This window comes from Rhizobium sp. 01T437 (genome assembly GCF_056398505.1).
Window position 1 is genome coordinate 175,533 of sequence record NZ_JBFTPM010000005.1, and the last position, 12,179, is coordinate 187,711.

Consider the following 12,179-nt stretch of genomic DNA (forward strand, 5'->3'; position numbering starts at 1 on the left):
GCATTCCCTGGAGCGTCTAGCGCACCATCCAGTTTGTGAACTGCAATTTTTTAATAAAGACCGTTCAGCGGCGGGTTATCAGGCCTGCTCCGGCGGCCTCGTTGGTCCGGGCAAGGGGCATTTTGTGCAAATTCATTCTTTAATTCAATTACTTGTTATTCTAGAGGAACATTCCGACAGCGAAAGCGCGGTCGAAGAACTCGACAAGGTGATCCGCGCGAACGGATTCGATTTCTATGGTCTGCTTCGCCATCCCAAGCAAGGAGACAACCCATGGAGTGTGACTATGGCCAGCCGGTGGCCAGACAGATGGTCACACGTCTATACGGTGAAAAAATATGTGCTCGTCGATCCGACCGTGCGGTATCTTGCACATGCGCAGCGGCCCTTCCGCTGGCGCGACAGCATGGCTGCTTTTAGGGCCGACCCGCATCAGCGTCGCATGGAGCAGATGATGGTCGATGCCTTCGGCCATGGGCTGGAAGACGGCTATGTCTTCCCGATCTACGGACGAAACGGCATCCTGGGCAGCCTCAGCCTCGGCGGCAAGCCCGTTGAGCTCTCACCGGCTGAAATCTCGCTTTTCGAGGCGATCGCCCGCAAGGCCTTCTGGCGGCTGCTCGATCTGCAGGGCGAAGCCGCAGCGCTGGAAACGGTGCCGATAACCGACACACAGCTGACCCGGCGCGAAATGGAAATCCTGCATTATCTTGCCGAGGGCATGACCTCGATGGAAATCAGCAAGCATCTGAAGATCTCCAATCATACGGTCGACTGGTACATGAACGGTCTGCAGGATAAGCTGAAGGCGAAGAACCGGCAGCAGGCGGTGGCGCTTGCTTTCCGGTATGGTTTGATTACCTGAGATCTAGAGAAATTCTATTTCGTCGAGACGAGGGAAATTGAACTTTCTGTAACAGCACGTTAAGAATTCTCTTCGCGGGTGCAGCATGGCCCGTTTTTCGTGCTTTGAGGAGAGTACATTGCCCATATCGAAGATTCTTGTCGCCAACCGTTCCGAAATCGCCATCCGCGTCTTCCGCGCGGCCAATGAGCTTGGAATAAAAACGGTCGCGATATGGGCTGAGGAAGACAAGCTGGCGCTGCACCGCTTCAAGGCCGACGAGAGCTATCAAGTTGGCCGCGGCCCGCATCTCGCCCGCGACCTCGGGCCGATCGAAAGCTATCTTTCGATCGACGAAGTGATCCGTGTCGCCAAGCTTTCCGGCGCCGACGCCATTCATCCGGGCTACGGCCTGCTTTCGGAAAGCCCTGAATTCGTCGATGCCTGCAATGCTGCAGGCATCACCTTCATCGGCCCGCGGGGCGATACGATGCGCCAGCTCGGCAACAAGGTGGCAGCACGTAATCTCGCCATTTCTGTCGGCGTGCCTGTCGTGCCGGCCACCGAGCCGTTGCCTGACGATATGGCGGAAGTCGCCAAGATGGCCGCTGCGATCGGCTATCCGGTCATGTTGAAAGCCTCCTGGGGCGGCGGCGGGCGCGGCATGCGTGCCATCCGCTCGGAAGCCGATCTTGCTCGCGAGGTGACGGAAGCCAAGCGCGAGGCGATGGCCGCCTTCGGCAAGGACGAAGTCTATCTCGAAAAGCTCGTCGAGCGCGCCCGTCACGTCGAAAGCCAGATCCTCGGCGATACGCATGGCAATGTCGTGCATCTCTTCGAGCGTGACTGCTCCATCCAGCGTCGTAACCAGAAGGTTGTCGAGCGCGCGCCCGCCCCATATCTGTCAGAAGCGCAGCGTCAGGAACTTGCCGCTTATTCGCTGAAGATCGCGCAGGCGACGAACTATGTCGGCGCCGGCACCGTCGAGTATCTGATGGATGCCGATACCGGCAAATTCTACTTCATCGAAGTCAATCCGCGCATCCAGGTCGAGCACACGGTCACCGAAGTCGTGACCGGTATCGATATCGTCAAGGCGCAGATCCACATCCTCGACGGTTTCGCGATCGGCACCGAGGAATCCGGTGTGCCGAAGCAGGCGGATATCCGCCTCAACGGCCATGCGCTGCAGTGCCGTATCACGACGGAAGATCCGGAGCATAATTTCATTCCGGACTATGGCCGCATCACTGCCTATCGTTCGGCATCGGGCTTCGGCATCCGTCTCGATGGCGGCACGTCCTATACCGGCGCGATCATCACTCGCTTTTACGATCCGCTGCTGGTCAAGGTGACGGCCTGGGCGCCGAATCCGCTGGAAGCCATTTCGCGCATGGACCGCGCGCTGCGCGAATTCCGTATCCGTGGCGTCGCCACCAACCTGACCTTCCTTGAAGCGATCATCACGCATCCGAAGTTCAGGGATAACACCTATACGACGCGTTTCATTGACACCACGCCTGAGCTCTTCCAGCAGGTCAAGCGCCAGGACCGCGCCACCAAGCTTTTGACCTATCTCGCCGATGTCACCGTTAACGGTCATCCCGAGGCGAAGGATCGCCCGCGGCCATCGGAGGATGCCGCCAAGCCGGTCGTACCCTACGCAGACGGCGGCAAGATTCCCGATGGTACGAAGCAGCTTCTCGACCAGCTCGGCCCGAAGAAATTCGGCGAGTGGATGCGCGAGCAGAAGCAGGTGCTGCTGACCGATACGACGATGCGTGACGGTCACCAGTCGCTGCTCGCCACCCGCATGCGCACCTATGATATTGCCAGGATCGCCGGCACCTATGCGCATGCGCTGCCGAATCTCCTGTCGCTGGAATGTTGGGGTGGTGCGACCTTCGACGTCTCCATGCGCTTTCTGACCGAGGATCCGTGGGAGCGTCTGGGGCTGATCCGTGAGGCGGCTCCCAACCTTCTGCTGCAGATGCTGCTGCGCGGCGCGAACGGCGTCGGCTACAAGAACTATCCTGACAATGTCGTGAAATATTTCGTTCGTCAGGCCGCCAAGGGCGGCATCGACCTTTTCCGCGTCTTCGACTGCCTGAACTGGGTGGAGAATATGCGCGTGTCGATGGATGCCGTCGCCGAGGAGAACAAGCTCTGCGAAGCGGCGATCTGCTACACGGGCGACATCCTCAACTCCGCCCGTCCGAAATATGACCTGAAATATTATACGGACCTTGCCGTCGAGCTCGAAAAGGCCGGCGCGCATATCATCGCGCTGAAAGACATGGCGGGCCTCCTGAAGCCGGCCGCGGCCAAGGTGCTGTTCAAGGCGCTGCGCGAAGCGACCAGCCTGCCGATCCACTTCCATACGCATGATACGTCGGGTATTGCCGCGGCCACAGTTCTTGCTGCCGTGGATGCCGGCGTCGATGCCGTCGATGCGGCGATGGATGCACTGTCAGGCAATACCTCGCAGCCCTGCCTCGGCTCCATCGTCGAAGCGCTGCGTGGCTCCGAGCGCGATCCGGGCCTCGATCCGGAATGGATCCGCCGCATCTCCTTCTATTGGGAAGCGGTTCGCAATCAGTATGCGGCCTTCGAGAGTGACCTCAAGGGACCGGCATCGGAAGTCTACCTGCACGAAATGCCGGGCGGTCAGTTCACCAACCTCAAGGAACAGGCCCGTTCGCTGGGGCTCGAGACCCGCTGGCACCAGGTGGCACAGGCCTATGCCGACGCAAACCAAATGTTCGGTGATATCGTCAAGGTGACGCCCTCGTCCAAGGTCGTTGGTGATATGGCGCTGATGATGGTGAGCCAAGACCTGACGGTTGCCGATGTGGTCAGCGCTGAGAAGGAAGTCTCTTTCCCGGAATCGGTCGTCTCCATGCTGAAGGGCGATCTCGGCCAGCCTCCGTCAGGATGGCCGGAGGCGCTGCAGAAGAAGGCGCTGAAGGGCGAGCAGCCCTATACGGTCCGTCCCGGCTCGCTGCTTGACGATGCCGACCTCGACGCGGAGCGCAAGGCGATCGAGACCAAGCTGGAGCGTGAGGTCAGCGACTTCGAGTTTGCCTCCTACCTCATGTATCCCAAGGTCTTCACCGATTTCGCTCTGGCCGCCGATACCTACGGCCCCGTCTCGGTGCTACCGACGCCCTCCTATTTCTACGGCCTCAAGGATGGCGAAGAGCTGTTTGCCGATATCGAAAAGGGCAAGACGCTGGTCATCGTGAACCAGGCCATGAGCGGCACCGATAGCCAGGGCATGGTCACCGTCTTCTTTGAACTCAACGGTCAACCGCGTCGCATCAAGGTGCCGGATCGGGCGCACGGCGCTTCGGGGGCTGCGGCTCGTCGCAAGGCGGAAGCCGGCAATGCCGTTCATGTCGGGGCGCCAATGCCAGGCGTCATCTCGCGTGTCTTCATTGCACCTGGCCAGGTCGTCAGTGCCGGTGACGTACTCGTCTCCATCGAGGCGATGAAGATGGAAACGGCGCTGCATGCGGAAAAGGACGGCACGATTTCTGAAGTCCTGGTCAAGGCCGGCGACCAGATCGACGCCAAGGATCTGCTCGTCGTCTATGCCGGTTAAGAAGACGACGGACAATCGTTTCTGACATCACCCGACTGTGTATGATCGTGTCGTTAAAAAGCTGATTTTTCTATGAGTTAGCAGCCTTCTCGCCTTGCCGGGCGAGGAGGCTTTCTCATAGACTTCAGCTCCCATTACCGCCCCCAAGACCAATCAGGGACCATCTCATGAGCAAGTTGAAGATTGCCGTCATCGTCGGCAGCACGCGTATTGGCCGTTTCGCTGAACATCCGGCCAAGTGGATCGCCGGGCTCGTCGGCCAGCGTTCCGATCTCGAAGTCGAAGTTCTCGATCTTCTCGACTACCCGATGCATTTCTTCGGCGAAGAGCGCGCCACCACGGCGGAAAGCGAAACCGCCGAGCGCTGGAAGAAGAAGCTGCGCGAATTCGACGGCTTCATCTTCACGGTCGCCGAATATAACCATGCTCCGACGGCTGTTCTGAAGAACGCGATCGATCTCGGCGAATTCATCCATAAGCCGGTCAGCTTCGTCGGTTACGGCGGCGTCGGCGGTGCACGCGCCGTCGAGCAGCTTCGTCTGGTCTTCGTTGAAATGAGTGCAGCTTCTGTCAGGACGGGGGTTCACATCGCGTTCAGCGAATATCTTGCCGTTCTGAAGGAAGGCAAGAGCCTCGGCGATTACGCGCATCTGAACGAAGCCGCCAAGAACTTGCTCGATCAGCTGACCTGGTGGGGCAATGCGCTGAAGGCAGCACGTGCCGTCGTCACGGCCGCCTGATCGGAATTTTCGTATGCCGGGATGTTCCCATCCCGGCATCGCCTCAAATATCGTAGGTATGAGCGGCGTTGATGGTAGAGATGAAGCGCTTGGTGCGCTCCTTCTCCGGCGTGTTGAAGATCGCTCTGGCGCTGCCTGTTTCCACCACGCTGCCGGCCTCCAGAAAAACCACGTCATTGGCAATCTTGGAGGCGAGTCTGAGATCATGGGTCGCCATGACCATGGTCGTACCTTCGCGGGCAAGCTGGCCCAGCACATCCACCACTTCCGCTGACAGTTCAGGATCAAGCGCGGACGTCGGCTCGTCGCAGAGCAATACGCGCGGCGAAGGTGCAAGCGCGCGGGCGATCGCCACGCGCTGCTGCTGGCCGCCGGAGAGCGTCGAGGGCCAGGCATCGGTCTTGTGCGCCATGCCGACCTTGGTCAGCAGTTCCATGGCGCGTTCTCGCGCCTTTTCCCTTGGCCATTTCAGGACTGTGACCAGACCTTCCATGACGTTTTCGATCGCCGTCTGATGCGGAAATAGCTGAAAGTTCTGGAACACCATGCCGGTCTGGCGACGGATCTTCTGGATTGCCTGCCAGCCGACACGCTTGCCGGGCGTGAAAGAAAGCGTTTCTTCGCCGAGGCGGATGGTGCCTACGGTCGGGATTTCCAGGAGATTGATGCAGCGGAGCAGGGTGCTCTTGCCGCCGCCGGAGGGGCCGACTAGGGCGGTGACGCTGCCTTCCGGGATGCGGATGCTGATATCTTTCAAGATGACGGCGTCGCCGAAGCGCTTTTCGATATTGGAAAGCTCGATCATGCATTTGCCTCCAGCATTCCGCCATAACGGGCGAAGCGACGCTCCAGCCGCTGCTGCAGCGTCGAGAGTACGGAGCTCAAGGCGAGATAGATCAGCGCCGCCTCGATATAAAGGATCAGCGGTTCGTAGGTGGTCGCGACGATGCGCTGCGCGGCCTGGAAGAGCTCGGGTACTGTGATGGCTGCTGCGAGCGAGGTATCCTTGACCAGTGAAATGAAGGTATTCGACAGCGGCGGTACTGCGACGCGGGCGGCTTGCGGCAGGATGGTGCGGTTCATGGCCTGGCGCCAGCTCATGCCGATAGAATAGGCCGCTTCCCATTGGCCCTTAGGCACAGAGGAGATGACGGCGCGGATAATTTCGGAGCTGTAGGCGCCGATATTCAGCGTGAAGCCGATCAGCGCTGCCGGGAAGGCGTCAAGCAGGATGCCGATGCTCGGCAGGCCATAAAAGATCACGAAGAGCTGGACGAGCAGTGGTGTGCCGCGGATGACCCAGACATAGAAACGAGCAATGGCCGCAACGGGCGCGGGTCCGAAAAGGCGGGCGATCGCGGTGATCAGGCCCAGGATCAGGCCGAAGGCGAAGGAAAGCAGGGTCAAGGGGATGGTGAAGATCAGCCCCGCCCAGAGGAGCGAGGGAAGCGATTCCGCCATCAGTTGGAGCCAGTGCGGCAAGGGCGTGTCCTCAAGAAAAGACGCGTCCGGCGAGTGTTCGCCGGACGCTTTCTCATGCAGCTATAAATGATATGGCGGCAGCGCGAAACCGCCGGTGTCAGGACTTACTTCGAAACGTCCTGGCCGAAATACTTGTCGGCGATCTTCTTGTAGGTGCCGTCAGCCTTGATGTCGGCGAGCGCCTTGTTGATCGCTTCGAGCAGTTCCGGCTCGCCCTTGCGGATGATGACGCCGGAATAGTCGGCATTTTCCTGCTGGGCGACGATCTTCACCGGAGCGTCCGGCTTGTGCTTCTTGAAGTCGAGGAAGGAGAGGCTGTCGTTGATCGTTGCGTCGGCGCGCTTCGTCAGGACGAGCTGGATCGACTGATCGAAGCCGTCGGTGCCGACGAGTTCGGCGCCCGCTTCCGTGGCGATCTTGCCGAAGTTGCTGGTCAGCGACTGGGCGGACTTCTTGCCCTTGAGATCGGCGAAGGTCTTGATGCTGTCGTCGCCGTCGCGAACGATCAGTACGGCCTTCGACGCGATATAGGGTTCGGAGAAGTCGTACTTCTGCTTGCGCGCGTCGGTGATACCGACCTGGTTGATGACGGTGTCATAACGCTTGGCGTCGAGGCCGGCGATCAGGCCGTCCCATTTGCCTTCGATGAACTCCGCCTTGACGCCGAGCTTGGCGGCCACCGCTTCGCCGATCTCGACGTCGAAGCCGACGAGCTTGCCGCTTTCGTCATGATAGGTGAAGGGCGCATAGGTGCCTTCCGTGCCGATCTTGAAGACGCCGGCAGACTTGATGGCGCTGAGGTTTTCGCCGGCATGGGCGGGCAGCAGGGCTGCAGCCTGAATGAGGGCGGCGGCGGCGACGGTTTTCAACCAGTTCATTGTTCTATCCATCCTTGGGAAGATTGTCTTCGGATGGTCGATACATCGCAGAAAATTGCGGTATCGAAAGCGTAGAAAACTGCAAATAAAAGCAGCAACTGCGAATATTTTTCTCAAGCTGCCACTCTAACCACGAATCCGGCTGAAACCGGTATCAGGCCACGGCGCGACGACGCAATTTTTCGCTGACGATGATGATCAAGCCCGCGCCAAGAATCATCACCGCACCAACAACGACATTCTGCGTGGGTACATCAGCCCAAATCAGATAGCCGAGGATGAAGGCCCAGACGAGCGATGTATATTCGAAGGGCGCGAGCACCGACACTGGAGCCTGACGCATGCCTTCAAAGAGGGCGAACTGGGCGCAACCGGCGACGACACCGGTACCGATGAGCAGGGCGAGTTGCGTGAGGGTTGGGGTCTGCCAGGTGTAGATCACGGCAATACCGGTCATTATGAGGAAGAAGACGTTGGAGACCGCAAGCTGGATGATAGTCTTCTCATGCAGCGAGGTTTTGCGCAGCAATACCATGGCGGAAGCCCAGAGTACGGCCGCCTGCAACGCCAGATAGACCGGCCAGGAGATCGTGAGCCCAACCGGATTGCAGGCGATGAGCACGCCGACGAAGCCGACACCGACCGCAAGCCAACGGGCGGGGGTGACCTCTTCCTTCAAGATGAACCAGGCGAGCAAGGTGCCGACGACGGGTGCTGCGTAATAGAGCGTCGTGACCTCGGCGAGCTGCAGATGACTTGCGGCAGTGTAGTATGAAAGCCAGGCACAGAGCAGAAGGATGCTACGGGCAATCATCGGCTTGATGATCGGCGAGGTGATCGCCTGATGCACAAGCTTGCTGCGGCCATAGGCGAGGCAGCCGAGAAGGATAGTGAGACTGCGGAAGAACAGGATCTGCCAGACGGGAATGCTCGCCGTCAAAACCTTGACGATCGCATCATGGAAAGTGAACGCCATATAGGCGGCGGTCGTGAGCAGGATGCCCAGGCTGACGGAGTTTTTCACGGGGATGTACCAGAGGCGGGCTATGCCGGCGGGAATCGGGAATGCCTGATCGATAGTCCTGCCCCTGAAGCCGGTCAATATGCGAGATTTCGCCCTGTTCGTGGAGCTTTGTTTCAGAGCGTCAGAAAACGTGTGATCGTGCATGTTGCGTGCATGTTCGTCAGTGTTTATGCATGTTTTTAGATTTTGAAGGATTGATCCGGTATAAACATGCAAGATTTCTTGTTGCGGGAACGCCAGACTGTCATTTCCGAGCGGCTCAAGACGCATGGCCGCGTGCTGGCTGCGGAATTGGCAGTCGAATTCGGGGTCTCGGAGGATACGGTACGGCGCGATCTGCGCGAGATGGCAGCGGCAGGGCTCTGCGAGAGGGTATATGGCGGAGCATTGCCGATTTCGCCGGCGCACGGAAGCCTGACCCAGCGCATGAGCTTTGCTGCCGAACGGAAACAGGCGCTGGCCCGCGCCGCGGCAGAGGAGATCGTTGCAGGTACGACGGTATTCTTCGATGCCGGCAGCACCAATCTGGCGATTGCCAACGCTTTGCCGGCCGATCTTCCGTTGACCGCCGCCACAAACGCGCCGGCGATTGCCGCGGCCCTGATCGAGAAGCCCGGTGTCAACGTCATCCTGATCGGCGGTCTAGTCGACCGTCAAACCGGCGGTTCGCTTGGCGCCAAGGCATTGCGGGACATGGAGCAGCTAGCGCCCGACGTCTGCATCCTGGGCGCCTGCGGCGTCGATATCGAGGCGGGTTTGACGACTTTCGGCTTCGAGGATGCGGAGTTCAAGAGGTTCGCCACATCCAGGAGCAAGCGGGTCATGGTAGCTGCGACATCGGAAAAATTCGGTACGGCTGCGCCACACAGCGTTCTGCCGGTCGCGCATTGCGAATGCCTTATTGTCGAGCACGATGCGGATGCCGCCATGCTCGAACAATACCGTGCACGCGGGTGCCGGACGATCATTGCGGGCAAGACGGCTTGAGACCGTTCCGCCTTTTACGGGGATCGGGCAGGCAAGCCTGATCAAGAGGAAAGACAAGGAAATGGATAATAATGTGAGTGCAGCGCCGTGGGTACGGAGCGGCTTCATTACAAGGAGCAGAGCGGCGGTCTCGCTGCTCTTTCTCATGAATGGTTTCGTCGTCGGCTGCTGGGCGCCGAAGATTCCCGACTTTGCCGAGCGGCTGGGACTCACCAAGTTCGAGCTTGGGCTGATGATCCTCGTCTTCGGTTTCGGCTCGCTGGTGATGATGCCAATCGCCGGCGCGCAGATCGCCAAGCATGGTTCACGCGTTGTCGTGCGGGTGCTCGCCGTGTGTTTGCTGCCAATGCTTCTGGCGCTGACGCTGGCTCCCAATGTCATCACAGGGGCGATCTCGCTCTTTCTGTTCGGCGGTTTCATGGGCGCGATGGACGTGGCAATGAACGCCAATGCCGTGGCGGTGGAAAAATCCATGCGCCGCGCGATCATGTCATCCTGCCATGCGTTCTGGAGCCTTGGCGGCCTGATCGGCTCCGGCCTTGGCGGCCTGGTGATCTCCAAGCTCGGCATTCTCGGCCACGCAGAACTGGCGACCGTGCTGGCCGCTGTCTTCCTTGCCGTCGCCTGGCCGATGGTCCTGGCCGATCCGCCGCATCCCGATACCAAAAAGGAGAAGACGAAGCTGCCGATGGTGCCGCTGCCCTGGCTGCTCGGTGTTATGGCGCTGTTCTGCATGGTGCCGGAAGGTGCTGTCCTCGACTGGGGTGCGCTTTATCTCAGGCAGGAAATGGGTGCGTCGGTTGCCCTCTCCGGCCTCGGCTTTGCGGCCTTCTCGGCGGCCATGGCGACCATGCGCTTTGCCGGCGATCTCGTCCGCGATCGTCTCGGCGGGGTCAAGACGCTGCGCATCTGCACGCTCTTTGCCATCGTCGGCATGCTGCTTGCGAGCCTTGCGCCGGATGCCGAAATCGCCATCATCGGCTTCGCGCTTTGCGGTATTGGTATTTCGAACATGGTGCCGATCGCCTTTTCGGCGGCGGGCAACATCCCCGGCCTGAAGCCCGGTATCGGCATCTCCGTCGTCACGACCCTGGGCTATTCCGGCATGCTAGTGGCGCCTTCGGTGATCGGCTTCGTGGCCGAGCATGTGGGTTTTGCGGCCGTCTTCATGGCACTGCCGGTGCTGCTGCTCGTCGTTCTCGCATTCTCCAGGCTCGCGCAATATGCCGACGGGGTTTCGGGTGGCGGCCACTGAGCCGCCTCCAAACAAAAGTGATATACGGGGCGGTTGACAAGCTCGCGGGCTTGATCCACCTGAAAGGCTCTGTTTTCCGGGTGCAAGAGCTCTTTATGTCTGCTTTCGATTTCGATCCGAAACCGCGCCGCGCTTCCGTTGCCGTCGATGTCGGCGGTGTCATCGTCGGCGGCGGTGCGCCGGTCGTCGTGCAATCCATGACCAACACGGATACGGCGGATGTGGATTCCACGGTTGCGCAGGTGGCTGCACTCCATCGCGCCGGCTCGGAGCTGGTGCGTATCACCGTCGACCGCGACGAAAGCGCTGCCGCCGTGCCGAAGATCCGCGAGCGGCTGCTGCGCCTCGGCATGGATGTGCCACTGATCGGCGACTTCCACTATATCGGCCACAAGCTGCTTGCCGATCATCCGGCCTGCGCCGAAGCGCTGGCGAAGTATCGCATCAATCCCGGCAATGTCGGCTTCAAGGACAAGAAAGACAAGCAGTTCGCCGAAATCATCGAGATGGCGATCCGCTATAACAAACCGGTGCGCATCGGGGTCAACTGGGGTTCGCTGGACCAGGAACTGCTGACGCAGCTGATGGACAAGAACCAGGCCGAGGGATCGCCGCTTTCGGCCCGACAGGTGACGCACGAGGCGATCGTGCAGTCCGCGCTGCTTTCAGCCCAGCTTGCCGAAGAGATCGGTCTGCCGCGCAACCGCATCATCCTGTCGGCCAAGGTCAGCCAGGTTCAGGATCTGATCGCCGTCAATTCCATGCTCGCCGAACGCTCCAACCATGCGCTGCATCTCGGCTTGACCGAAGCCGGCATGGGCACCAAGGGCATCGTCGCCTCTTCGGCTGCGATGGGCTATGTGCTGCAGAACGGCATCGGCGATACGATCCGCATTTCGCTGACGCCGGAGCCGAATGGTGACCGCACCCGCGAGGTGCAGGTGGCGCAGGAACTGCTGCAGGTCATGGGTTTCCGCCAGTTTGTGCCCGTCGTCGCGGCCTGTCCCGGCTGTGGGCGCACGACCTCGACGGTATTCCAGGAACTCGCGCAGAACATCCAGAACGACATTCGCAAGAATATGCCAATCTGGCGTGAGAAATATCCGGGTGTGGAAGCGCTCAATGTCGCCGTCATGGGCTGTATCGTCAATGGACCGGGCGAAAGCAAACATGCCGATATCGGCATTTCGCTTCCGGGCACCGGCGAGACGCCGGCTGCCCCCGTCTTCATCGACGGCAAGAAGGCCCTGACGCTGCGCGGCCCAAATATCGCCTCGGATTTCGAGGCGCTCGTCATCGACTATATCGAGAAACGTTTCGGCCAGAAGACGGCAGCGGAGTAATCATTCCGCTTTTCGACGACTT

General features: G+C 59.9%; 10 protein-coding genes. 6 read left to right on the plus strand and 4 right to left on the minus strand.

Going from position 1 to position 12,179, the window contains the following annotated elements; all coding sequences use genetic code 11:
- Positions 1–124: 124 nt before the first annotated feature.
- From AC1DM5_RS11715 to AC1DM5_RS11725, 3 genes are all read left to right on the plus strand, one after another.
- The gene (locus tag AC1DM5_RS11715) at positions 125–865 is read left to right on the plus strand and encodes a LuxR family transcriptional regulator (RefSeq protein ID WP_037102023.1); all 741 of its coding nucleotides are present in this window, start codon (positions 125–127) and stop codon (positions 863–865) included.
- A 118-nt stretch (positions 866–983) separates the two neighbouring features.
- Entirely contained in the window at positions 984–4,448 is a 3,465-nt protein-coding gene (gene pyc, locus AC1DM5_RS11720) for a pyruvate carboxylase (protein WP_477821487.1), read from the plus strand.
- 167 nt (positions 4,449–4,615) lie between these two features.
- On the plus strand, positions 4,616–5,188 hold the full coding sequence (locus AC1DM5_RS11725) for an NADPH-dependent FMN reductase (protein ID WP_477821488.1): 573 nt from the start codon (positions 4,616–4,618) through the stop codon (positions 5,186–5,188).
- A gap of 43 nt (positions 5,189–5,231) precedes the next feature.
- Here AC1DM5_RS11725 and AC1DM5_RS11730 read toward each other — a convergent pair whose 3' ends face one another.
- From AC1DM5_RS11730 to AC1DM5_RS11745, 4 genes are all read right to left on the minus strand, one after another.
- A complete protein-coding gene (locus AC1DM5_RS11730; RefSeq protein ID WP_113183627.1) occupies positions 5,232–5,993 on the minus strand; it encodes an amino acid ABC transporter ATP-binding protein in 762 nt (253 codons plus the stop codon).
- Positions 5,990–6,670 carry an amino acid ABC transporter permease gene (locus AC1DM5_RS11735; RefSeq protein ID WP_477821489.1) on the minus strand — a complete coding sequence of 227 codons (681 nt, stop codon included), beginning with the start codon at positions 6,668–6,670 and terminating at the stop codon, positions 5,990–5,992. Before AC1DM5_RS11735 ends, AC1DM5_RS11730 begins: the two co-directional genes overlap by 4 nt.
- Positions 6,671–6,774: 104 nt before the next feature.
- Positions 6,775–7,548: an amino acid ABC transporter substrate-binding protein gene (locus tag AC1DM5_RS11740; protein WP_477821490.1), complete on the minus strand. Its 774-nt coding sequence runs from the start codon at positions 7,546–7,548 to the stop codon at positions 6,775–6,777.
- A 154-nt stretch (positions 7,549–7,702) separates the two neighbouring features.
- Positions 7,703–8,572 (minus strand): DMT family transporter, encoded by an 870-nt coding sequence (locus AC1DM5_RS11745; RefSeq protein WP_477975021.1) that lies wholly within the window; start codon positions 8,570–8,572, stop codon positions 7,703–7,705.
- A gap of 210 nt (positions 8,573–8,782) precedes the next feature.
- Here AC1DM5_RS11745 and AC1DM5_RS11750 point away from each other — a divergent pair, with 210 nt between their 5' ends.
- From AC1DM5_RS11750 to ispG, 3 genes are all read left to right on the plus strand, one after another.
- Entirely contained in the window at positions 8,783–9,559 is a 777-nt protein-coding gene (locus AC1DM5_RS11750) for a DeoR/GlpR family DNA-binding transcription regulator (protein WP_477975023.1), read from the plus strand.
- 61 nt (positions 9,560–9,620) lie between these two features.
- Positions 9,621–10,814, plus strand: coding sequence for an MFS transporter (locus AC1DM5_RS11755; protein ID WP_477821493.1), 1,194 nt, complete (start codon positions 9,621–9,623; stop codon positions 10,812–10,814).
- 95 nt (positions 10,815–10,909) lie between these two features.
- Positions 10,910–12,157 (plus strand): flavodoxin-dependent (E)-4-hydroxy-3-methylbut-2-enyl-diphosphate synthase, encoded by a 1,248-nt coding sequence (gene ispG / locus AC1DM5_RS11760; RefSeq protein ID WP_007827555.1) that lies wholly within the window; start codon positions 10,910–10,912, stop codon positions 12,155–12,157.
- The last annotated feature ends 22 nt before the right edge of the window (positions 12,158–12,179 follow it).

Bases quoted from the DNA above. Each gene is read 5' to 3' on its own strand.
- AC1DM5_RS11730 (WP_113183627.1), bottom strand. From the start codon at position 5,993: ATGATCGAGCTTTCCAATATCGAAAAGCGCTTCGGCGACGCCGTCATC.
- AC1DM5_RS11725 (WP_477821488.1), top strand. From the start codon at position 4,616: ATGAGCAAGTTGAAGATTGCCGTCATCGTCGGCAGCACGCGTATTGGC.
- AC1DM5_RS11750 (WP_477975023.1), top strand. From the start codon at position 8,783: ATGCAAGATTTCTTGTTGCGGGAACGCCAGACTGTCATTTCCGAGCGG.
- AC1DM5_RS11755 (WP_477821493.1), top strand. From the start codon at position 9,621: ATGGATAATAATGTGAGTGCAGCGCCGTGGGTACGGAGCGGCTTCATT.
- AC1DM5_RS11740 (WP_477821490.1), bottom strand. From the start codon at position 7,548: ATGAACTGGTTGAAAACCGTCGCCGCCGCCGCCCTCATTCAGGCTGCA.
- ispG (WP_007827555.1), top strand. From the start codon at position 10,910: ATGTCTGCTTTCGATTTCGATCCGAAACCGCGCCGCGCTTCCGTTGCC.